We start from the raw sequence: 22,396 nt of genomic DNA on the forward strand, positions 1-22,396 counted from the left end.
TTTCGCTTTTAAGGCCAAAAATTACCTACAATGCGTTTACAACAGGATAAAACTCAACTGGGTTTCCAGGAATTAAGTGTACTTCTACTACCATTCCTTTTTCCAAGAAAGCCAAATCATAAATCATTTGACTTGGCTCAGTTGTAAATTCTTCTACTAATTGCCCACTATTATCTTTTACCATCACTTGTAGTGGTACACTAGCTAAAATTTTTAGTTGCTTTTTTTTAAATTCGCTGGCATGGATTTCCATATCAAATTGCATTCTTACGTCCTCCTTTAAAAAGCATAACTATCTGTTAAAGAAATGTAACTCAAACTTATTTCTTATAAAAGCCATATAATCACTTTACCCACAAAAAAAGCCCTGCATAGATTTTCATCTATGCAGGGACGAATTAATCGCGGTTCCACCCTGCTTCCGATTGCTCGGCAGCTTTGAGATATTTAACTGAATACTCCCAAGTTGCCCCCAAATAAGTTACTGTATGCGGCTTTCACTTTCCCGCAATCGCTGTTCAGTTTCCTATTTTTCGTCTTGTTCAACGTATTAATCTCCGTTAATCATAGCCGTTTCACCTAAGTTTTGTCAATCAAAAAAATTAAAACAGACCCGTAATGTTGCCAGCAGCATCTACATCAATATTTTCAGCAGCTGGTTTTTTCGGTAGTCCAGGCATTGTCATAATATTACCAGTTAGCGCAACAATAAAGCCTGCACCAGCTGATACTTTAACAGAACGAATGGTAATTGTGAAATCCGTTGGCGCTCCTAAAAGATTCGGATTATCACTAAAAGAATACTGCGTTTTTGCCATACAGATTGGATAATCGGCAAAACCTAATTCTGTTAGCTTCGTCAATTCTCTTTTGACTACAGGTGTAAATTCAACATCACTTGCACCATAGATTTTTTTAGCAATTGTTTCAATTTTCTCTACTAAAGAAAGCTCAGTTTCATAAGCAAATTTCACGTTACTTTTCATCTCAGCTAGCTCTACTACTTTTTCTGCTAATTCAATGCCACCTGCGCCGCCTTTACCCCAAACATTTGAAAGAACGACAGCCACGCCTCGTTTTTGACAAGCATCTTTAACAGCGGCCAATTCTGCAGGCGTATCATCGGGAAATTGATTGATACAAACGACAACCGACAAGCCAAAATTTTCTTGCAAATTATGCAAATGACGTTCTAAATTCGGCAGGCCTGCTAGGACTGCTGCTACATTTTCTGTTGCCAAATCGGTTTTAGGTACACCGCCATGCATTTTTAATGCTCGAATGGTAGCCACCAATACCGCTGCATCCGGTTTTAAGTCGGCTAAGCGGCATTTAATATCCATGAACTTTTCGGCTCCTAGATCTGCGCCAAATCCTGCTTCTGTAACTGCATAATCAGCATATTGTAATGCCATTTTTGTTGCTTGCACACTGTTACAACCATGGGCGATGTTAGCAAAGGGGCCGCCATGAATAAAAGCTGGTGTTTGTTCCAATGTTTGCACAAGATTTGGCTTTATTGCATCTTTTAATAAAGCCGTCATAGCGCCGGCAGCTTTTAAATCGCCACAAGTAATTGGATTACCTGTAAAGGAATAGGCCACAATAATTTTTTCTAAGCGTCTTTTTAAATCTGCTAAATCAGCTGCTAAACATAAAATAGCCATAATTTCAGAGGCAACAGTAATTTCAAAACTGTCTTCTCGTGGGACGCCATTTAGACGTCCTTGCAGGCCATCAACAATGTGGCGTAACTGGCGATCATTCATATCCACTACTCGTTTCCAAGTAATTTGTCGACTATCTATTCCCAATGTGTTTCCTTGGTGAATATGATTATCTAACATTGCTGCTAATAAATTATTCGCTGCACTAATCGCGTGAAAATCGCCGGTAAAATGCAAATTAATATCTTCCATGGGTACTACTTGCGCATAACCGCCACCCGCGGCTCCACCTTTGATTCCAAAAACTGGTCCCAATGAAGGTTCTCTTAATGCAATAGCCGCCTTTTTACCAATCTTTCCTAAAGCATCCGCTAAACCGACTGCAGTTGTAGTCTTGCCTTCTCCTGCCGGCGTGGGACTAATAGCTGTGACTAAAATTAATTTCCCATTTTGATTTTTTGCGGCGCTAGGTTTGATTTTTGCTTTATAATTGCCGTACATTTCCAAATCTTCTGCCGGGATACCCAATTTTTCCGCAATCTTCGTAATATTTTCCATTTCTACTTGTTGGGCAATTTCAATATCTGATAACGTCAAGTCTTTCTCCCCTTTATGTGTATAGTTGGTAAAAATTCTATTAATCTTCTTCATTTTACTTTATTTTTCTAAAAAAATCTTTAATATACGACTGATTATCCAAAAATACTTATTGATTGTTCGTTAAAATCAAAATTAACAAAAAATACCCAAATAATATTAACAATCTCATCGAAATTCAGCACCAGTCGCTAAAGTATTTTAGAGATAATACAATATTATTCGGATATTTTCTAAAATAGAGACCGCTTTTTAAGAATCGGGTTTCATTAAATTTTGCCATTTGTGCATATCATCAATAAATTTTTTGCTTTTTAAATGAATCCCAACGTATTCTTCATAAAATAAATCAATCACGCGGCGAATTTCCTTTTTCACTTCGGCATTGACTTTGATAGTCTTCACTTTGGTTAAATCAACTTGGTTAAATAGACGGATAAAATGCATAGCAGTAGGATCTGCATGGTAGCGATGTTCATCCATAGCAAAATGGTCTTCACATAAAACGCCACCAAACTTAGAAGAATAATCAAAACGTCCACTAGTTTTACCGCAAATGACACAATGGTCAAAGATCGGAGCTACACCAAATCGTTGTAAAACCTGCACTTCAAAAATATTGGTAATAATTTCAGCATCATAGCCATCATTGATTAAATTTAGACACAAAGATAAAAATTGATACAAATGAGGATCATAGATTTTATCTTCAATCGCAGCATCGACTAAATTCAATAAATAAGTACTATAACCTGCTAAAAAGATATCTTGTTGAATCATTATTAGCGGTTTCACATCTTTGGCACCATTTAAAAAAGAAAGGCCATCTGTCTTTAGATTCATAATGAATGTGGCTTCCGTAAAATTTTGCAAAACCGAAGTTAGCGGATTATTCTTTTTATGAATGCCTTTCACATAAAACATTTGTTTGCCGGCAGATTCCGTAAATATTTTTACCAATTTATCTTTTTCCTTATAGTCACGGGAAAATAAAATTAAACCACGACTTTCAGCTAATTGCATGGAAAAGCTCCTTAGTAATCATCTGGACGATAACCGTAATCTTGTAAGTAAGTTTTTTTATCGCGCCAATCTTTTTGAACTTTAACCCACAACTCCAAAAAGACCTTATCTCCAAGTAATTGTTCAATGTCACGACGCGCTTTGGTACCAATGTCTTTTAACATCTTGCCGCCTTTACCGATGATAATTCCTTTTTGACTATTGCGTTCCACGATAATCGTAGCTTGAATGTGAACTTTATCATTTTCATTGCGTTTCATGCTGTCGACTACCACAGCTACAGAATGAGGCACTTCATCACGTGTTAATAACAAAACTTTTTCCCGTACTAATTCAGAGACAATAAAATATTCTGGATGATCGGTAATCTGATCATCTGGGAAATATTGGGGACCAACTGGCATTTGTTCAATTAAGGTAGTCATTAACGTTTCAAAGTTATTGCCTTCTGTAGCAGAAATTGGGACAACTTCTGTAAACGCCATTTGGCTCGTGTAGTCCTCAATAATACCTAATAGATCATCAGGATGCACTTTATCAATTTTATTAATCACTAAAAAGACTGGTGTTTTATTCGTTTTCAACCGCTCCATGATAAAATCATCACCACGACCTCGTTTTTCATCGGCGCTAATCATAAATAAGACTGCATCGACTTCTTTTAAGGCACTGTAAGCTGTTTCTACCATAAAATCGCCTAAACGATGTTTCGGTTTATGAATCCCTGGAGTATCAATAAAAATAATTTGAGCTTCTGGGGCAGTGTAGACCCCTTGAATTTTATTACGTGTCGTTTGCGCTTTGTCACTCATAATTGCAATTTTTTGTCCGACGATTCGATTTAATAGAGTTGATTTGCCGACATTCGGACGACCGACAATTGCCACAAAACCTGATTTATGTTCTGACATATTTTTCCTCATTTCTTTTAAAACAATAGTTGCCAAATTTTTGGTAAAAACAAAATAATACCGATAATTACTGCAAATACAGAGGTTAATAAAACCGCACCTGCTGCCATATCTTTAATTTTTTTTCCAATTGGATGAAAGTGAAAATCGGTAAACATATCTACCACATTTTCAAAAACAGTATTGATAATCTCCACTAGCCAAACTAAAAATACCGCTAGTAATAACCACAGCCATTCAAAACGACTTAAACGAAAAATAAAGCCAGCTATAATCGCTAATATGCCCAAAAAGACATGTTTGCGCATATTCCGTTCTTCTTTAAAAACTGTTTGAATACCGGTAAAAGCAAATTCCACCGAAGTAATGAAATATTTGTTTTTGTGTGTATTCTTATCTTTTGAGTCCATAGGCATCCAAAATTTCCTTTTGTAATCCGAACATCTCTTTTTCATCTTCTGGTGTCATATGATCATAGCCATTAATATGCAAAAAACCATGAAGTGCTAAAAAGCCTAGTTCGCGTTCAAAACTGTGGCCATATTCTGCCGCCTGTTCTTTTGTTTTATCAAGGGAGATCATTAAATCTCCAAGTTCTCTAGGTAAAGGATTTTCACCATCTTCAAAAATAACTGGGATTTCTCCTTCACCTTCTTCTTCAAGCGCAAAGCTAATCACATCAGTGGGACGATCTTTTCCCCGATAATCTCGATTAATAACTTGAATAGCATCATTGTCCATAAAAGTTACCGACATTTCGGTAGTTTTCGGAAGTTTTAAATAATCTGCAGCAAATTGTAATAAATCATCCACTTCTTGCATTTTTTCTGGTGCTAAGGAATTGGTTTCATCCATAAATGTAATATCCATTATTTATCGCTTCTTTCTTGTTCTTCTTTCATTTTTTCGGCTTCAGACTTCATTTTAGGGTATTTAATCCGGGAATGAAACGTACTGCATAGTCCATTCACTAATGAGTCTTCAATAATTCGAATTTCTTTTAATGTCAAACCACTTTCATCTAATTGCCCATCTAAAATACGATCCACGATTAAATTATGAACAAATTGCCGAATTTTTTCATTAGTGGGATGATCCATAGCCCGCACTGCCGCTTCACAGCTATCTGCAATATTTACTACCCCAGCTTCTTTGGTTTGTGGTTTGGGCCCAGGATAGCGAAATTCTGCTTCAGTTACCTCAGGATTGCGCTCTTTGGCTTTAGCATAAAAGTATTTCATTAAGGTAGTACCATGATGTTGGTAACAAATATCGATTACGAGCTTCGGCATTTTATACTCTTCTAACACCTTTGCGCCATCCGTTACATGACCAAAAATAATCTGCTTGCTGTCTTCTGGCAATAAGAAGTTATGAGGATTCTCAGCTCCTGCTGGTAGATTTTCCACAAAGAAATTAGCATGTTTTAATTTGCCAATGTCATGGTAATAACAAGCGACGCGTGTCAAAAGGGAATGCCCTTCAATTAAAGCGACAGCATTGGCAGATAAATTTGCTACCATCATGCTATGATGATAAGTTCCTGGTGCTTCTTCCAGTAATTTTTTTAGTAAGGGATGATTAGGGTTACTCAACTCGTTTAGTACAATCACACTGTTGTCTGTAATTAACAGTTCGATGTATTGATGGAGTCCCATCGTTAATAAAAAGGACAATACTGTTCCTGCTAAACCACAAATAATAGTTGTCCACGTACGACTATCAGAAACGTTTAACCCTTGAAAAACGACCAAGACCAAATTGAGCAAGAACGGAAAAACGATAATCCAAATAACGGCGGTAAAACCTTGTTTTGAGATTCGTTCTCTTCTAACAATTGTCCCCATTAAACCTGAAAACATATACGTAATTAAAATAATCGTAAGTGAATTGGTTCCCAGTGCATCATAATAACAAAAAACTGCTGACACAACTTGGAACATGGCTGCAATAATCCCTGCTCTGCGGTTCACAAAAATATTTAAAACCAGTGGTACAAATGCTGCTGGGAAAAACAACGGAATGTATGGTAACAATTCCGTTTGGAAAACTTGGAAAAATTTCATCAATGTGACACTGCCGATCATAGCCAGTGTATAAAACGTTAAAAATTCTTGGCGTTTATTTTTATCTTGGTATTGTCGGGCAAAATAAAGTAGCACTAAAATTTGCACCAAAATCCCTGAAATCATCGCACCAATTGGAAAAAAAGAAGTATTTTGACTGGTTAATCCTAAAAGCTTCAATTTTTCAATGGCACTCGCATCAATTTGCGAACCTTCTCGGACAATAACTTCTCCTTGAAAAATCATAACCGGGGCCACACTAGCTCGTGCCTGCTCTTTTAATTCTTCTGTCTTTTTATCATTAGGAAAATCGTTTACCACAATGGCCGTCTTTAATAAATCGCTCATAGCATCTTTGGCCACAGTTGCAACCGCTAAACTATTCACTTGATTTTCGGCACTCTCTTTAAAAGTATTCAGGTTTGACTCTCGTACTTGATTTTTCATTTGTTCAGCCAAAATGTTTAAGCTGTTTTCTTTAACGGTATTTAAGGCAGCACTATTTAAAGTAAATGCAGCTTCGTAAAATGAAGTAGGAATTTTTTGATAAAACTGAACATCCTCGTCATTAACTTTTTCAAAAGACTTTTTTAATGCTGCAATGTAATCATCGATGGTAACTGCAGGTATTTCTTTATCTTTTGCTTCTTTTTGACGCTTCTCGTGATCTTCGTCAACTTCTTGCTTTACTTGCGTAATCAAATTAAAAATAGTATCCACCCGACTATGCTGGGTCTCAGCAATATCTTCTTGATACGTATATTCTGGTACAACTGCTTCAGCGGCTAATTGCCGTTTTTGGTCGGTTGCTGCTTTGTTTTCAACCGTTTTATTAGCCCGGATACTTTCACTGGCTACTTGTCCTTCGTGATAATCCACGCTCTTTTGTTTCACACTTGTAAACAAAAGGCCGAAAATGCTAACAAAAAACACTATTAAAATCAACGGAACATAAAAGCGTCCCAGATGTTCTCGTATTTTTCTTAACGGCTCAATAATCAAATTATTTCCCCCTAATTATTACAACAGCCTTAGTCTTTTTTCAGACTGGCTTTGTCATAAGCTTCAATGATTTTAGCGACAACAGGGTGACGAACCACATCACTGGCTTCAAAATTGACAAAGGCAATTTGCGGGATGGTACTTAGCGTTCTTTCAGCATGAACTAAGCCGCTAACAACTCCTTTTGGCAAGTCGATTTGACTGGTATCCCCGTTGACAATCATTTTTGAATTATAACCCAAGCGAGTAAGAAACATTTTCATCTGCATAATGGTTGTATTTTGTGCTTCATCCAAAATGACAAAAGCATCATCTAAAGTGCGACCACGCATATAGGCTAATGGTGCAATTTCAATAATGCCGCGATCCATCAGACGGTTTGTATGCTCCACCCCAAAGATCTGGTACAGTGCATCATAAACTGGACGTAAGTATGGGTCAACCTTTTCTTTTAAATCTCCTGGTAAAAAGCCTAAATTTTCACCCGCCTCTACGGCAGGCCGTGTCAAAATAATTTTTTGGACTTGTCCTTTTTTTAAAGCCGCAATTGCTAAAACGACCGCTAAAAAAGTTTTACCTGTTCCTGCAGGTCCAATACCAAAAACAACATCGTGTTTTTTGACAGCTTCCAGGTAGCGTTTTTGCCCTCGATTTTTAACACGGATAGCTTTGCCATTGCGATCTTTAACAATTTCTTCTTCGTATAAAGCCAAAAAGGCATTGGTCCCTTGAAGTGGAATTGCTTTTAGTGCTTGCGCAACATCAGGGGTACTAATATGTACACCGCGCTTAATTAATTCTTGTAATGCACCGATAACTTGTTGCGCTAAGGCAACAGCTTCAGCTTGGCCTTCTATCATAATCGTTTCACCACGACTACTAATAACTACGTGGATATTTTCTTCAATTAATTTTAAATGTTTATCATGCGCCCCTAACAACATACTGATATCATCTTCGGCGCTAAGTTTTAATTGCAAAACTTTTTTGTCTTCTGTCAAAAAGTTACATCTCCTTGTCATTTCCCTTTTTATCTCAGTTTGAATAGGTGAGTTTTCTGTTTTATCATACCACATTCAAAACTTAAAAGAAAAAAAATCGCAGACAAAAGTCTGCGATTAAATAACTATTTATTTAGTAACTCTTTGACGATAGCATTTACCTTGTTACCATCAGCTTTTCCTTTTACTAAAGGCATAACAGCACCCATTACTTTACCAAACTCACTTGGTGAAGTAGCACCGGTTTTGCTAATTGCTTTGGTTACAATCTGCCGAATTTCTTCATCAGAAAGTTGTGCTGGTAAATACTTTTCAACGACTTTGATTTCCGCTTTTACTTGCGTTGCCAAATCGTCACGTCCTGCTTTTTCAAATTCAGTTAAAGAATCACGTCGTTGCTTCATTTCCCGTGATAATACGGTCAATTCTTCATCGTCAGTTAATTCTGCACCTTTTTTGATTTGTTCGTTTTGCAACGATGCCTTCAACATGCGAATCACCTGCAAAGACTCTTTATCCTTAGCTTTCATCGCTGTCTTCATATCATCGTTCAAAGTACTTAGTAGTGACACACTACCAGCTCCAATCATGCTACAAACTAGAATTTCTTACGTTTTCTAGCTGCTTCAGATTTTTTCTTACGTTTCACACTTGGTTTTTCATAAAATTCCCGTTTACGAGATTCTTGAAGAGTCCCAGCTTTTGAAACGGAACGTTTGAAGCGACGAAGAGCGTCGTCAAGAGATTCATTTTTACGAACCACTGTTTTTGACATGTAAATTCCCTCCCTCCGAGCCTAAAAAGTAACCGTTTTTGTTAATCGAAACATTTTCAAAAAACAACACTGTCCTTCAAAAATTATAGCTAAGTAATAAAATAGTGTCAAGAGTATGGGGCAAATAAAAAAATCTTTTTCTCTTAAACATACGTAAAAAAAGTAAAAAAATAACTACTGACAGTCTGCACAACGCCCTAATATCTCAAACCGATGGCCTTCAATAGTACAACCGGGAAGTTGCCCTTTAAAAAAATCCATCGGACAAAGATCTAATTCTTGAGTTTTGCCACAGACAGTACAGATAAAATGATGATGATGATGATTTTTATCTTGGCAACAGTGAAAACGGAACTTCATTTCACCATTCAAATCCGTTTCTTCCAATAAACCAATTTCTGAAAAATCATGGAGATTGCGATAAACTGTATCAAAACTAATGCTACCAAATTCTGTTTCCATATATTCTTGGACTTCTTTAGCAGCAACATACCGATTTTTTTTGGCTAAAAACGTCAATAGCATTTCTCTTTTATTGGTCTTTTTAAACCCATGTTCCTTTAAAGTCACCATTGCCTGGTCGATTTTTGTCATTTCTTTTGTCAAAAGAAAGAACCTCCTAACAAATTCAGCTACAATACTACAGTAACAATTTGATTCACGATATAAATCATAATGATTACGTATTAGCTTTACGGAGTTATGGTATAATAAATTACAACAAATTACAAGTGAGGGGAAAAAATGAGTAAAGCTGCTGAAGAAATCTTAACAATTTTTGTCATTTCTGATTCTGCTGGCGAGACGGCGACAAAGTTAGCACAAGCCACTATGGCCCAGTATCCAACTGTAGAATTTAATTTGTTTCGCAAGACTTTTATGAGTGAAAAAGCGACTTTATTAAAAGCTTTAAAAGAAGCAAAAAAACTTAACGCGCTGATTTTATACACCATGATTAACGAAGAGTTAGTGCAATTAATTCGTGACTTTTGTCATGAAAGCAATTTGTTTGGCTTTGATGTTTTAACAGCGCCTGTCTTAGAAATTGAAAAAAGAACTGATGTCCCACCAACCAGAGAACCTGGTGCACTGCATCACTTAAATAAAAACTATTTTAAACGCATTGAAGCAATGGAATTTGCGGTAAAGTATGACGATGGTAAAGATCCTCGGGGCTTTTTAGAAGCTGATGTGGTATTGCTAGGTGTTTCTAGAACCTCGAAAACACCGCTAAGTCTATTTTTAGCTAATAAAAATTTGAAAGTGGCCAACTTACCCCTAGTTCCGCAAGCCCATATTCCCAAACAGCTCTGGGAAGTGGATAAGAAAAAAATTGTAGGCTTAACAAACGATCCCAATGTTTTAAATGGGATTCGCAAAGAGCGCATGATTGCATATGGCCTAAACCCGGATACAGCCTATTCCGATATTGATAAAATTCGCGCGGAGTTAGAGTTTGCCAATGATTTATATGAAAAATTAGGTTGTGTTGTCATTAACGTAGCCTCATTGTCTATTGAAGAAACAGCATCTATGATTATGAATGCACTGGATTTAGAAGATCACAGTTACTACACAATGGAAGCTGAATAAAAAAAGACCCCAACAAAATTGTAGGCACTAATTAGTGTCACTGATACGCCGGTGTAAATTAGGCTATAACCTACAATTTTTATTGGGGTCTTTCTCTTTATTTCACTCTTGTGTTTTAAGAAACGAATTTATACATTTAGTTTTCAAAATCTTTCGTTCTTCAACAGTAAAAAATTGACACACATCCGTGCAGTCTCAATAAAATCTTTTAAAAGTTTTTAACGTCTTTTAAAAAACTTGAACACCTTCTCGATCCACTTGGAAAACCTCAATGGTTGCCTTGTCATCAAGCGCTTTTAGTTGTGTAGTAATTTTACCACTAACACTTTTTGGCGCTAAAATAATAACTGTTGGTCCTGCGCCACTTAAATAGCATCCATAACCACTATTTTCGTGACTAATTTGCCGTACTTGGGCTAGATGGGGAACAAAGGAGCTGCGATAAATTTCGTGAAATTGATCTTGTTCCATCATTTTTCCTGCCATGGAAAGATCGCCTTTTATTAACGCGGCTACCATCACGTTGGCCACGCTGCTAGCAGCCACTGCAGCTGGAAATGTTAATTTTTCCGGCAGTACTCCTCGGCTCTCACTTGTTTTAAGCTCCGTATTTGGAATAAAGGCAATCAGTTCACAGTCAGGAAAATAATGTTTAACATAGTTTACTTTTTTTCCATTACCGCTCGCAATAACCAAATCTCCACAAATTGCCGGAGCCACATTATCAGGGTGGCCTTCCATTTGACTAGCTAATTCTACTTTATCACTTTCAGTCAAATGTAAATCTCCCAAACGATTAGCTAATTCAATCCCTGCTACAATCGCAGAAGAACTACTACCTAATCCACGTGTGAGCGGGATATCAGACGCAACTTTAATCCGATGTGGTAAAAGATTGGGGGCTGTCTTTAATGCTGTTTGAATAATTAAATTATTTTCATCAGTGGGAACTTGGTCACCATAGCTATGATCAACGTGCCATGTATCAGCGGCTTCCGCCACTTCTACAAATAAATAGCAGCTGACAGCTACACCACAAGAATCAAAACCGGGTCCTAAATTCGCACTGGTAGCCGGTACACGGATTCTCATAGTTTTGCAACTCCCTGACGCAAGTGATTGCGCATGTCTTCTAAATCACTCATTTTATGAATTGTAACAGCAGTTTCATTAATTGCCGTGTCTGGATCTTTTAGCCCATTACCAGTAAAGACACAAACAACCGTTTCACCTGGTTTAATTTTTCCGCTTTTTACATGCTGAATAACTCCAGCTAACGAAGCTGCTGAGCCAGGTTCGACAAAGACGCCATCTTGTCCGGCTACTTTTTTATAAGCATTCAAAATTTCTGCATCTGTAACAGAATCAATATAGCCGTTAGACTCATCACGAGCAGCCTCGGCTAATTTCCAGCTGGCAGGATTACCTATGCGAATAGCCGTTGCAATTGTTTCAGGCTGTTCTATCACTTCACCTTTGACAATTGCCGCCGCTCCCTGTGCTTCAAAGCCATGCATCCGTGGTAAAGTTGTTCCTTTTACTTCGTGCCACTCTTTAAAGCCTTTCCAGTAAGCAGAAATATTACCAGCGTTACCAACGGGAATCGCAAGTACATCCGGTGCTTTTTCCAATTGCTGACAGACTTCAAAAGCAGCCGTTTTTTGCCCCTCTAATCGATAAGGATTAACCGAATTGACTAAAGCCACTGCTTCTGTCTCAGCAATTTTTCGTACTGCTTTTAAAGCTTCATCAAAATTGCCCGGAATGGAAATAATGTCGGCACCATAGATAATAGCTTGAGCCAATTTTCCCATAGCGATTTTACCATCTGGAATAACAACATAGGCTTTAATACCGGCACGGGTTGCGTACGCTGCTGCTGCAGCACTCGTATTACCAGTTGAAGCACAAATAATTGCTTTGGCTCCATCTTCGACAGCTTTTGCTACGGCCATAACCATTCCACGATCCTTAAACGACCCCGTCGGATTTAAACCTTCATATTTCCCATACAAATTAATCCCTAATTCTTTTGACAAATTGTGTAGCGGAATTAACGGAGTATTGCCCTCTGCGAGTGAAATCATTGGTGTATCTTCTGTCACTGGTAAATACTCTTTAAAAGTTTTTAATAAACCTTCGTACATCTTTATCCCTCCAATATTTCCATCATTTGTGTTACTTCTACCTCAGCTTTACGGAATGCTTTTATCACTTTGTCTCGTTTTTCTAAAGTTATCTTTTGTGTCAAATAAACCAGTCGGAAAGTCTCCGTTTGATTTTGTTCCACTAATTCAACAGCTAAATCCGTTTCAGCTAAAATCGTTGCAATTTTTGTAACCTGTTCTTCGTTTTCCGCTTTAAGCGCAAGATAAAAACGGCCTGACACAGCATTAGCTTTTTGTAATTTTATCTGCTCTTGATAATTTGTAAAGGGCGTCACTTGACGTTTTTCCGCAATACGTTGTGCAATAACGGTTAAGTCATTCACAACACTGGTGGCTGTTGGAATAGATCCGGCACCGGGGCCATAAAACATACTTTCACCAATGCCTAAACTTTTGATAAATACACCATTTAATTCATTGCGAATACTCGCTAACGGATGGAATTTAGGAACTAATTTAGGTGCAACGTCGGCGTAGACCCCATTGTTAGAATTTTTAGTTTGAGCAATTAGTTTCACTTCATACCCGAGTTGTTGTGCGAGTTCTAAATCTGCTAAATCTATCCCGCGAATTCCCTTGATAGAAAAATCCTGCATTTTTAAGTCTTGTTTAAAGGCAAAACGCGTTAAAATGACAGCTTTATAGGCCGCATCAATTCCATCAACATCATTGGTTGGATCAGATTCTGCAAATCCTAACTCTTGGGCTTGTTTTAAGGAAGTTTCATAAGAAAGATGATTTTCCAACATTTGCGTTAGCATATAATTGGTCGTACCATTTACAATACCAAAGACTTCCGTAATTTCATCTGCTAAAAAGCTGTTAACCATTGTTCGCAAAATAGGAATACCACCAGCGACGCTAGCTTCATAATAAAAGTAACAGTCATTTTGTTGTGCTGTTGAAACTAACTCATTGCCATATTGGGCAATCAAATCTTTATTGGCAGAAACGACGTGTTTTTTATTATTAAATGCATTTAGAATAAAAGATTTGGCGGGTTCTATTTTACCCATCACTTCCACTACAATATCAATTTCAGGATCAGATGTAATATCGTTGATATCATGAACTAAAGTAAAACCGTATTCATCGGCTATCGTTTTTTTATCTTCACCTACCCGTACCAAAACTTTGGCAACTTCTAGTTTAATACCGGTAGTTGATAAAATTTTCGCGCTGTTTTGGGCTACCACTTTTATTACGCCAGTACCCACTACACCTAAACCTAGTAGACCAATTTTCAATCGTTTTTCCATACTACCTCCTAAAAGTTGTTTGATAAATGATTAGAATACATTCGTTGTTTTCAAAGAAATTTCTTTAAGCATACCAAAAATGATTAAAAAAAACTAGAACTTTCGCAAATGAAAGCTCTAGTTTTTTCAGTAAAGACAAGAAACATAATGAATTACGCACAAAAGTCTTTCATCAATATTAGTGATGATGAATATGTTCAAAGGTTTGCTCTAAAATATCCAATACGTGATGATCATCTAAACTATATAACACAGTTTTACCCATCCGTCGTGACTTTACCACACGGCTATCTCGCAAAAGCTTTAACTGATGAGAAACAGCCGACTGTTCCATTTCTACAACTTCACCAATGGTCGTAACATTTAATTCACCTGTTTTTAACGCCAGCAAAATTTTAAGTCGTGTTTTATCTGCTAAAACCTTAAAAAGCCGACTAACTTGCATAATTTCTGTTTCTTGATCCATTCTGACACCTCTTTTGCTTTTCCTAATCAGCTGTTATTTCATTAATAGCTGTTTTTAGTGCAGCAACTTTTTCAGCTGCATCTGCCTGACTCTCGCCTTTAACACCAATATAAAACTTGATTTTTGGTTCCGTGCCAGATGGTCGCACAGCAACCCAACTTTCATCTTCTAAAACATATTTCAAAACGTCAGAAGCAGGCGTTGTCATTTTGGTTTCATTCCCATCCAAGCCCACGATGGTACGCGCTTTAAAGTCTTCGGTTTGAACAACTTTAACGCCACCAATCTCGCTAGGTGCTTCATTACGGAATTTATCCATAATCGCTTTGATTTTAGCGGGGCCTTCTAACCCACTTAATGTTACCGAAATTGTTTCTTCAGCATAATAGCCATAGGTTTCAAAAATAGCTTGTAAACCATCATATAATGTTTTACCTTGTTTTTTGTAATAAGCCGCAACTTCTGCTAACAAGACTAATGCTTGAATAGCGTCTTTATCCCGCACAAATGGTTTTACCAAATAACCATAGCTTTCTTCAAAACCAAACATAAACGTTTGACTGTGATCTGTTTCAAATTGTTTAATTTTTTCAGCAATAAATTTAAAGCCGGTTAAAACATTTAACATCGCTACATCATATTTTGTCGCAATCGCTGTCGGTAATTCACTAGAGACAATAGATTTTAACACAGCCGCATTATCAGGGAGCGTTCCTGCTTGGTGATGAGCTGCTAAAATATACTCAGTAAAAATCGCGCCAATTTGGTTACCTGTCAATACTTGATATTCACCATTAGGCAAACGTACTGCCGCGCCTAAACGGTCTGCATCAGGATCAGTGGCAATCAATAAGTCTGCGTCTTCTTTTTTTCCTAGCGCAATTGCATATTCAAATGCTGAATGTTCTTCTGGATTAGGGGATTTGACAGTTGAAAAATCAGGGTCAGCAATTGCTTGTTCAGGTACTAAAACAAATTTCTCAAAGCCAGCTTGTTTTAATGCTTTTTCGCCTAACATCTTCCCTGTACCATGCAACGGTGTATAAACTAATTTTAAATCTTTCCCCATTTCATCAATCAATTCTTGATTAATAGTGACAGTTTTAATTTCTTTTAAGTAAGCCGTATCAATCTCTTCTCCTACGATATTGATTAATCCGCTATGTTTAACTTCTTCATCTGATAAAACTTGAATTTCTAGTGGATTAGCAATTGAGCGTACAAATGTCGTTAGAGCATCTGCATCAGCTGGTGGCATTTGACCACCATCTTCTCCATATACTTTATATCCGTTGTAAGCTGCTGGATTATGAGAGGCTGTAATCATAATACCCGTAAAAGCATTTAAGTAACGGACAGCAAAAGATAATTCCGGTGTTGGACGTAAACTTTCAAAGACAAAAGATGGAATATCGTGTTTCGCTAGTGTTTTTGCTGCTTCCATTGCAAATTCAGGAGACATATGACGAGAATCATAAGCAATCGCTACCCCGCGACGTCTTGTTTGCTCATCTTGTTCATCCATAAAACGCGCCAAACCTTCTGTTGCTTGACGGATAGTGTAAATATTCATCCGGTTAATACCTGGTCCTAAAATTCCTCGCATACCGGCAGTACCAAATTCCAGAGGTGCGTAAAACGCGTCTTCTAGTTTTTCAGGATCTGCTTTTAGATCAGCTAATTGTTTTTTCAAGTTTCCTTCTAAATTTTCATCGTTTAACCATTGTTCATAGACTTGTTCCCAAGACATGAAATAACACCTCTTTCAGTTTTTCTAATTACTTTTTAAGTATATCATTTCCCTTTGATAACGCCAACAATCTTTCTTAACATTGTTTTTAAAAAGTTTCTACTTCATTCAAACAAAACAAAAATTCAAAAAAATTCATCGTTATTTTTGAAAAATTAAAAAAAGTTAATCCAAAAAACAGCTCACTTATCCAACCTTTAGATAAAATGAAATCCGAATAAATCGCGGGCAATTTCTACCAACAACTTATTCGGATATGTTTTATGAGGTAAAACTATTAAGGTGTATTTTATTGATTTTCGATTTGGCTATCTTTTAAGTTTTCCAAATATTGGAAAACTTGTTGTCCCGCAATACCGCCTTCACCAACAGCCGTTGTAATTTGACGCAGATCTTTGGCACGACCATCACCAACAGCAAAAATACCTGGAATTGGTGTCTTCATATTACTATCTGTTAATAACCAACCGGCTTCATCTAAAATTTGCAGCTTTGTAAAGGGGGCAGATAATGGTTCTAACCCGACGTAGATGAAAACACCATCGGCAGTTTCTTCACGCACTTCATCCGTTTTAAGATTGCGGATATTAACACCTGTTACAACCATGTCATTGCCTTTAATTTCTTCTACAACAGAGTCCCAGATAAAATTGATTTTTTCATTAGCGAAAGCACGATCTTGAATAATTTTTTGCGCACGTAATTCATCCCGACGATGCACAATAGTCACTTCACTGGCAAACTGAGTCAAATAAATTGCTTCTTCTACCGCAGAGTCGCCGCCGCCAACTACAATGAGTTTTTTATTACGGAAAAATGCGCCATCACAAACTGCACAATAAGAAACGCCGCGACCAGCATATTCTTCTTCTCCCGGAGCGCCTAATTTACGGTGAACACAACCGGTAGCAATAATGACACTTTTTCCTTGATAGCGATTTTCTTCAGTAATCACTTCTTTATAACTTCCATGATCGACTACATCTTGAACAATACCATATTCATTTTTAGTCCCGAATTTCTCAACATTTTGATACATTTTCATAGAAAGCTCTGGGCCCATAATTGATTCAAAACCAGGATAATTTTCAATTTCGGCGGTATTATTCATTTGTCCACCAGGCGCACCTCTTTCAATCATCAAAACTGACAAATTAGAACGAGATGCATATAACGCAGCGGTCATTCCCGCTGGTCCTGCGCCAATTACGATTACATCATACATTTACTTTCCCTCCACTTACTTTCTATTAGTAAGCTAACTCTAGTTGAAATAGTTTTAGCTGTCTAATAATCTGCCTGTAATACTTTATATCCTTTAAAACTATATTACTTTTTTCTTATAATTGAAATCCCTAGCAGTTAAATTTTGGTGTCTAATATCATTTTATCACTTTAAAATGCACGCAACGTATCATTTTAAGGAAAGTTAAATACCTCAAAATCCTCGCAAGTAAAAAGCCCTGAATTTAAATTCAGGGCTTTTACTTAATCTAACTTTTCACCATTCGTGGCAATAACTTCTTTATACCAAGTAAAGGATTTTTTGCGGGAACGTTTCAGTGTACCATTACCGTGATCATCTAAATCGACATAGATAAAGCCATATCGTTTTTTCATTTCACCCGTTCCAGCAGAAACCAAGTCAATGCATCCCCACGGTGTGTAACCCATTAAATCTACACCATCCAATTCAACTGCATCTTTCATTGCTGCGATGTGCTTTTTAAAATAATCAATCCGATAATCATCCTCAATATTGCCGTCTGCTTTTACAACATCGACTGCACCAAACCCATTTTCAACAATAAATAACGGCACTTGATAACGATCATATAGTTTACACAATGAAATGCGTAGCCCTAATGGGTCAACGGCCCAGCCCCATTCCGATTCTTCCAAATAAGGATTTTTCACCGCCGGCTGCTGATTTCCACCTACATATTTTACATTTTCTGGATTAGCAGAAGAGGCTGTTGACATATAGTAGCTAAACCCAATATAGTCCACTGTTCCTTTTTTGATAATCTCATCATCTTCGGCCTCTTTTTTAATCACAATCTTTTCTCGTTCAAACCATTTTTGCTTATGCGCCGGATAAGTACCTTTCACTTGGACATCAATGAAAAATTCTTGTCCGCGGTTAAATTCTAATGCCGCCATGACATCTTCTGGATTACTCGTCATAGGATAACTTGGGATATAAGCTACCATCATGCCAATTTGAAAAGCGGGATTAATTTCATGTCCTAAGATTACCGCCTTTGCACTTGCGACAAACAGATGATGAATCGCTTGATAACGATGCTGGTTATCATTTTGATGAATACCAATTTGTGTCCAACTTCGTAAAAAATTAATTTCATTAAAGGTCATCCAATATTTCACTTTATCTTTGTAACGTTTGAAAATTGTTTCGCAAAAGAAAATAAAATAATCTACGGTCCGCCGATTGTTCCAACCATCTAATTCATCAGCAAGATACATGGGAATATCAAAATGGTTAATTGTCACAACTGGTTCAATGCCATGTTTTAACAGTTCATCAAAAACAGCATCATAAAAAGCTAAGCCTTCTTCATTGATTTCCTCTGTGCCTTTCGGACAAATTCGAGCCCAAGAAATAGACATCCGAAAACACTTAAAGCCCATTTCAGCAAATAATGCGATATCTTCTTGGTAATGACGATAAAAATCGGTTGCCACATGACTAGGATAATATTTATCAGGGTCAATATAACCAATTGCACCTTCTGGTAAACCTTCTTCACGAGTTACTTCTTTTATTTTTCCATCTTTTGTTTTAAAGGTAATCATTCGCGGTTGGTCTTTACTTCCACCTGTAATGGCATCTAGGGTAGCTAACCCTTTGCCTCCTGATAAATAGCCACCTTCATATTGGTTGGCTGCTGTGGCACCGCCCCACAAAAAGTCTTTACGAAATGTCATCTTTTTCCTCCTGCAACTTTTTTTAAAAGCCAGCCCTATTTGAGCTGGCTTCTCCTTTATTCTGCGCTTAAATCTTCACCGTTCGTGGCAATAACTTGTTTGTACCAATCAAAAGATTTTTTCTTCGTTCGCTTTAAAGTCCCGTTCCCTTCGTTATCGCGATCGACATAAATAAAGCCATAACGTTTCTTCATTTCCCCTGTTCCTGCTGATACCAAATCAATACAACCCCAAGTGGTATAACCTAATAAATCAACGCCATCTAATTCTACTGCATCTTTCATTGCGGCAATGTGGGCTGCTAAATATTCAATCCGATAATCATCCACAACATAGCCATCAGAATCCGGTGTATCCACCGCCCCTAGACCATTTTCCACAATAAATAATGGTTTTTGATAGCGGTCATAAATATCATTTAACGTAATCCGTAAACCTAACGGATCGATTTGCCAGCCCCATTCACTTGCTTTTAAGTATGGATTTTTAACCGAGGCAAAAATATTGCCGGCTGTTTGTTCCAATAATTCCGGATCAGTAGTTGAAACGCGGGATGAATAGTAAGAAAACGAAATGAAGTCCACTGTATTTTCTTTTAGTAATTCTAAATCGCCATCTTCCATTTTCAATTCAATCCCATTGCGTTCCAGTTCTTTTAATGCATAAGCCGGATATTCGCCACGAGATTGAACATCAATAAAGAAATAATTTTCGCGATCATTGTTTCGTGATGCCCAAACATCTTCTGGCTTACAAGAATAAGGATAATAGGCTCCTGCTGCTAACATACAGCCAACTTGATTTTTTGGATCCACTTCATGGGCAATTTTAGTTGCAACTGCTGAAGCCACTAATTCGTGATGCGCCGCTTGATATTTTACTTGCTCTTTATTATCTTCTGCTTCAAAATAAAGCCCCGCCCCCATAAATGGCGCATGTAAAATCATATTAATTTCATTAAAGGTTAGCCAGTATTTTACTAACCCTTTATAGCGATTAAAGATAACGCGACATAAGTTTTCATAAAAACCAATTAATTCACGACTTCGCCATGCCCCGTATTTTTCAATTAAATGCATTGGGCAATCAAAATGCGTAATGGTTACTAATGGTTCAATGCCGTATTTTTTACATTCTTTAAAAATATCTTCATAGAATTTTAGCCCCTCTTCGTTGGGTTCTTTTTCATCCCCTTTAGGAAAAATTCGGCTCCAAGCAATGGATAAACGATACGTTTTAAAGCCCATTTCGGCAAACAAGGCAATGTCTTCTTGCCAACGGTGATACATATCGATTGCTTCTTTAGCAGGATAAAAATGTTCATCATCAAAATCAAACATTTTCTTTTCACCAGTAATAACCGGAAAACGATCTGGTCCAATCGGCACAACATCCACATTGGCTAAACCGCGATCACCTTCGTTATACCCTCCTTCACATTGATTGGCCGCTGTTGCGCCGCCCCATAAAAAGTCTTTTCTAAATCCCATCATAAAGCCTCCATTTTTATCTTTTTGTCGTTTATCGTTATTTCTACTGAAAAGTAGCGAATCTTTTTTATTTTTAATACTACTCGTTTTATATCTACCCTAAATTGGCATTTTAATGCGCCATAATTTCATTCAAAGAAGGATTTATACTTTAACCAGATCCAAAGAATGCGCTACTTCATCTTGTACTTCGATACCTTCTTTTTCTAAACGTTCAATTGTTTCTTTAAAGTTTGGTAAATAGTCTTTATGGGCGATGAATAGTTCATCCATAACGCGTTTGGCTGTTTTTCCAGAAGTGATTAATGGATTTAAGGTAAAAGCTTGTAATGCCGTTCCATAGTCTCCTGTGACCGCCGCTTCAATCGTTAATAATTCCATCGCCTTCATCACTTGTAGCCAGCCTCTTTCTGCGGTTGGTAATGTACCAAAGGCAACATTGCGTGCTCCTTGGGCTCCTACATAAGCGGTTACTTCTACCACACAATCAGCCGGCAAATCCGGCACCGCGCCATTATTTTTAGTGGAAACAACAATTTGTGTTTCCTTATTGGCATAAATTGATGCAATCGTCTCACACGCAGCATCTGAATAATAGGCGCCTCCGCGTTGTTCCAATTGTTCGGGCTTATGGTCTAAGTTTTTATCTTTATAAAGCTCGAACAATTCATGCTCGGTCCGTTTTACCTGTTGGGCGCGTGTACCGATGGTGCGATATTCTTCCAATGCATGGGCCAACATCTCTTCTTCTTGATAATAATAGCGATGATACGCACATGGAATCATGTTCATTTGTTCTAATAATTCTCGTTCAAAGGGAATATCATAAATGTTTTTTGGCAAACCATTATCTTCTTGGTACATTTGATCAATGATTTCCATGGTGACATCGCGGCCTTGAGTGTCTGCTACTTTATGCCAATGAAAATGATTTAAGCCTGCAAATTTGTAAATTAGTTCATCTGTTTTTTTACCCAGCAAACCTGGCTCCAACATGGTGGCCATTACAGGTACATTACAAAGACCAATTACTTTATCCCACTTACCATAGCGCACGATTGCCTCTGTTACCATGCCACTTGGATTAGCAAAATTGACTAACCACGCATTCGGGCATAAGCGTTTCATATCTTCAACAATCTCTAAAATAACAGGTACTGTACGAAAAGCTTTAAACATTCCACCAGCACCGTTTGTTTCTTGTCCTAACATGCCATAATAAGCCGGAATTCGCTCATCTTTCACACGGGCATCCAATAAACCGACACGAAATTGCGTCGTAACAAAATCAGCGTCTTTTAGCGCTTCTTCACGATTTAAAGTTAAATGAATTTTCACATCATAAGGAGAAGCATCCCACATTCGTTGCGCCATCGCCCCCACAATTGCTAATTTTTCTTTTCCCGCTTCAATATCGACTAACCAAATTTCAGCAATTGGCAATTCATCATAACGTTTAATAAATCCTTCCATTAATTCAGGAGTATAACTGCTGCCGCCACCAATTGTGACAATTTTTACGCCTTCTCTCATACTGACCGCTCCTTTGTTGACTTGATAGTTTCATTATTAATGAGTTGTGGTTGAAAAACAATGGAATAACACACGCATTATAAAGCGTTTACAAATTAAAGAAAATTCATTTTATTTTTTGTAAATAATATTTACAAACAGGGTAT

Annotated in this window: 21 protein-coding genes; 1 reads left to right on the plus strand and 20 read right to left on the minus strand. The window is 37.4% G+C overall.

Annotated elements, in window-relative coordinates; all coding sequences use genetic code 11:
* Positions 1-25: 25 nt before the first annotated feature.
* The 11 genes from RK01_RS06170 to RK01_RS06220 form a co-directional block, all read right to left on the minus strand.
* Entirely contained in the window at positions 26-265 is a 240-nt protein-coding gene (locus tag RK01_RS06170; RefSeq protein WP_016172429.1) for a hypothetical protein, read from the minus strand.
* Positions 266-602: 337 nt separating this feature from the next.
* Positions 603-2,318 carry a formate--tetrahydrofolate ligase gene (locus RK01_RS06175; RefSeq protein WP_420864512.1) on the minus strand — a complete coding sequence of 572 codons (1,716 nt, stop codon included), beginning with the start codon at positions 2,316-2,318 and terminating at the stop codon, positions 603-605.
* Between the two features lie 198 nt (positions 2,319-2,516).
* Positions 2,517-3,287 carry a DNA repair protein RecO gene (gene recO, locus RK01_RS06180; protein WP_016172431.1) on the minus strand — a complete coding sequence of 257 codons (771 nt, stop codon included), beginning with the start codon at positions 3,285-3,287 and terminating at the stop codon, positions 2,517-2,519.
* A gap of 11 nt (positions 3,288-3,298) precedes the next feature.
* On the minus strand, positions 3,299-4,198 hold the full coding sequence (era, locus tag RK01_RS06185) for a GTPase Era (RefSeq protein ID WP_016172432.1): 900 nt from the start codon (positions 4,196-4,198) through the stop codon (positions 3,299-3,301).
* 17 nt (positions 4,199-4,215) lie between these two features.
* A complete protein-coding gene (locus RK01_RS06190; protein ID WP_195515623.1) occupies positions 4,216-4,608 on the minus strand; it encodes a diacylglycerol kinase family protein in 393 nt (130 codons plus the stop codon).
* Positions 4,592-5,068, minus strand: a complete 477-nt coding sequence (gene ybeY, locus RK01_RS06195; protein ID WP_016172434.1) for an rRNA maturation RNase YbeY — start codon at positions 5,066-5,068, stop codon at positions 4,592-4,594. The genes RK01_RS06190 and ybeY overlap by 17 nt, the downstream gene beginning before the upstream one ends.
* Entirely contained in the window at positions 5,068-7,266 is a 2,199-nt protein-coding gene (locus tag RK01_RS06200; protein ID WP_016172435.1) for an HD family phosphohydrolase, read from the minus strand. The genes ybeY and RK01_RS06200 overlap by 1 nt, the downstream gene beginning before the upstream one ends.
* Positions 7,267-7,295: 29 nt before the next feature.
* Complete coding sequence (locus tag RK01_RS06205) at positions 7,296-8,210, minus strand: PhoH family protein (protein ID WP_420864522.1); 915 nt, start codon at positions 8,208-8,210, stop codon at positions 7,296-7,298.
* Positions 8,211-8,392: 182 nt separating this feature from the next.
* Positions 8,393-8,839, minus strand: a complete 447-nt coding sequence (locus tag RK01_RS06210; RefSeq protein WP_016172437.1) for a GatB/YqeY domain-containing protein — start codon at positions 8,837-8,839, stop codon at positions 8,393-8,395.
* 26 nt (positions 8,840-8,865) lie between these two features.
* Complete coding sequence (rpsU, locus tag RK01_RS06215) at positions 8,866-9,042, minus strand: 30S ribosomal protein S21 (RefSeq protein ID WP_002356740.1); 177 nt, start codon at positions 9,040-9,042, stop codon at positions 8,866-8,868.
* A 174-nt stretch (positions 9,043-9,216) separates the two neighbouring features.
* Positions 9,217-9,636: a Fur family transcriptional regulator gene (locus tag RK01_RS06220; protein WP_034864870.1), complete on the minus strand. Its 420-nt coding sequence runs from the start codon at positions 9,634-9,636 to the stop codon at positions 9,217-9,219.
* Between the two features lie 150 nt (positions 9,637-9,786).
* Between RK01_RS06220 and RK01_RS06225 the strand changes: the two genes are divergently transcribed.
* Positions 9,787-10,635: a pyruvate, water dikinase regulatory protein gene (locus RK01_RS06225; protein WP_016172439.1), complete on the plus strand. Its 849-nt coding sequence runs from the start codon at positions 9,787-9,789 to the stop codon at positions 10,633-10,635.
* A 228-nt stretch (positions 10,636-10,863) separates the two neighbouring features.
* On the opposite strand, the gene thrB is transcribed toward RK01_RS06225, so the two are convergent.
* The 9 genes from thrB to RK01_RS06270 all read right to left on the minus strand — a co-directional run bounded on the left by thrB (position 10,864) and on the right by RK01_RS06270 (position 22,250).
* Positions 10,864-11,727, minus strand: a complete 864-nt coding sequence (gene thrB / locus RK01_RS06230; protein WP_016172440.1) for a homoserine kinase — start codon at positions 11,725-11,727, stop codon at positions 10,864-10,866.
* A complete protein-coding gene (gene thrC / locus RK01_RS06235; RefSeq protein ID WP_016172441.1) occupies positions 11,724-12,782 on the minus strand; it encodes a threonine synthase in 1,059 nt (352 codons plus the stop codon). The genes thrB and thrC overlap by 4 nt, the downstream gene beginning before the upstream one ends.
* Positions 12,783-12,784: 2 nt before the next feature.
* Positions 12,785-14,062: a homoserine dehydrogenase gene (locus RK01_RS06240; protein WP_016172442.1), complete on the minus strand. Its 1,278-nt coding sequence runs from the start codon at positions 14,060-14,062 to the stop codon at positions 12,785-12,787.
* Between the two features lie 178 nt (positions 14,063-14,240).
* A complete protein-coding gene (locus tag RK01_RS06245; protein ID WP_016172443.1) occupies positions 14,241-14,528 on the minus strand; it encodes an ArsR/SmtB family transcription factor in 288 nt (95 codons plus the stop codon).
* A 22-nt stretch (positions 14,529-14,550) separates the two neighbouring features.
* Positions 14,551-16,278, minus strand: a complete 1,728-nt coding sequence (locus RK01_RS06250; RefSeq protein WP_016172444.1) for a phospho-sugar mutase — start codon at positions 16,276-16,278, stop codon at positions 14,551-14,553.
* Positions 16,279-16,567: 289 nt separating this feature from the next.
* On the minus strand, positions 16,568-17,503 hold the full coding sequence (trxB, locus tag RK01_RS06255) for a thioredoxin-disulfide reductase (RefSeq protein WP_016172445.1): 936 nt from the start codon (positions 17,501-17,503) through the stop codon (positions 16,568-16,570).
* 263 nt (positions 17,504-17,766) lie between these two features.
* Positions 17,767-19,227 carry a family 1 glycosylhydrolase gene (locus RK01_RS06260; protein ID WP_016172446.1) on the minus strand — a complete coding sequence of 487 codons (1,461 nt, stop codon included), beginning with the start codon at positions 19,225-19,227 and terminating at the stop codon, positions 17,767-17,769.
* A gap of 56 nt (positions 19,228-19,283) precedes the next feature.
* A complete protein-coding gene (locus RK01_RS06265) occupies positions 19,284-20,717 on the minus strand; it encodes a 6-phospho-beta-glucosidase (protein ID WP_016172447.1) in 1,434 nt (477 codons plus the stop codon).
* 144 nt (positions 20,718-20,861) lie between these two features.
* Positions 20,862-22,250: a 6-phospho-beta-glucosidase gene (locus RK01_RS06270; RefSeq protein ID WP_016172448.1), complete on the minus strand. Its 1,389-nt coding sequence runs from the start codon at positions 22,248-22,250 to the stop codon at positions 20,862-20,864.
* Positions 22,251-22,396 lie beyond the last annotated feature (146 nt).

It is taken from the genome of Enterococcus dispar ATCC 51266, from assembly GCF_000406945.1.
In the GTDB taxonomy this organism is placed as follows: domain Bacteria; phylum Bacillota; class Bacilli; order Lactobacillales; family Enterococcaceae; genus Enterococcus_C; species Enterococcus_C dispar.

What these genes read in the sequence shown, in the direction of transcription:
- RK01_RS06170 (WP_016172429.1), bottom strand. Translation starts at nt 265, where the DNA reads ATGCAATTTGATATGGAAATCCATGCCAGCGAATTTAAAAAAAAGCAA.
- thrC (WP_016172441.1), bottom strand. Translation starts at nt 12,782, where the DNA reads ATGTACGAAGGTTTATTAAAAACTTTTAAAGAGTATTTACCAGTGACA.
- ybeY (WP_016172434.1), bottom strand. Translation starts at nt 5,068, where the DNA reads ATGGATATTACATTTATGGATGAAACCAATTCCTTAGCACCAGAAAAA.
- thrB (WP_016172440.1), bottom strand. Translation starts at nt 11,727, where the DNA reads ATGAGAATCCGTGTACCGGCTACCAGTGCGAATTTAGGACCCGGTTTT.
- RK01_RS06265 (WP_016172447.1), bottom strand. Translation starts at nt 20,717, where the DNA reads ATGGGATTTAGAAAAGACTTTTTATGGGGCGGCGCAACAGCGGCCAAT.
- era (WP_016172432.1), bottom strand. Translation starts at nt 4,198, where the DNA reads ATGTCAGAACATAAATCAGGTTTTGTGGCAATTGTCGGTCGTCCGAAT.
- RK01_RS06260 (WP_016172446.1), bottom strand. Translation starts at nt 19,227, where the DNA reads ATGACATTTCGTAAAGACTTTTTGTGGGGCGGTGCCACAGCAGCCAAC.
- RK01_RS06250 (WP_016172444.1), bottom strand. Translation starts at nt 16,278, where the DNA reads ATGTCTTGGGAACAAGTCTATGAACAATGGTTAAACGATGAAAATTTA.
- recO (WP_016172431.1), bottom strand. Translation starts at nt 3,287, where the DNA reads ATGCAATTAGCTGAAAGTCGTGGTTTAATTTTATTTTCCCGTGACTAT.
- trxB (WP_016172445.1), bottom strand. Translation starts at nt 17,503, where the DNA reads ATGTATGATGTAATCGTAATTGGCGCAGGACCAGCGGGAATGACCGCT.
- RK01_RS06245 (WP_016172443.1), bottom strand. Translation starts at nt 14,528, where the DNA reads ATGGATCAAGAAACAGAAATTATGCAAGTTAGTCGGCTTTTTAAGGTT.
- RK01_RS06175 (WP_420864512.1), bottom strand. Translation starts at nt 2,318, where the DNA reads ATGAAGAAGATTAATAGAATTTTTACCAACTATACACATAAAGGGGAG.
- rpsU (WP_002356740.1), bottom strand. Translation starts at nt 9,042, where the DNA reads ATGTCAAAAACAGTGGTTCGTAAAAATGAATCTCTTGACGACGCTCTT.
- RK01_RS06190 (WP_195515623.1), bottom strand. Translation starts at nt 4,608, where the DNA reads ATGGACTCAAAAGATAAGAATACACACAAAAACAAATATTTCATTACT.
- RK01_RS06225 (WP_016172439.1), top strand. Translation starts at nt 9,787, where the DNA reads ATGAGTAAAGCTGCTGAAGAAATCTTAACAATTTTTGTCATTTCTGAT.
- RK01_RS06205 (WP_420864522.1), bottom strand. Translation starts at nt 8,210, where the DNA reads ATGTTGTTAGGGGCGCATGATAAACATTTAAAATTAATTGAAGAAAAT.
- RK01_RS06270 (WP_016172448.1), bottom strand. Translation starts at nt 22,250, where the DNA reads ATGAGAGAAGGCGTAAAAATTGTCACAATTGGTGGCGGCAGCAGTTAT.
- RK01_RS06220 (WP_034864870.1), bottom strand. Translation starts at nt 9,636, where the DNA reads ATGACAAAAATCGACCAGGCAATGGTGACTTTAAAGGAACATGGGTTT.
- RK01_RS06240 (WP_016172442.1), bottom strand. Translation starts at nt 14,062, where the DNA reads ATGGAAAAACGATTGAAAATTGGTCTACTAGGTTTAGGTGTAGTGGGT.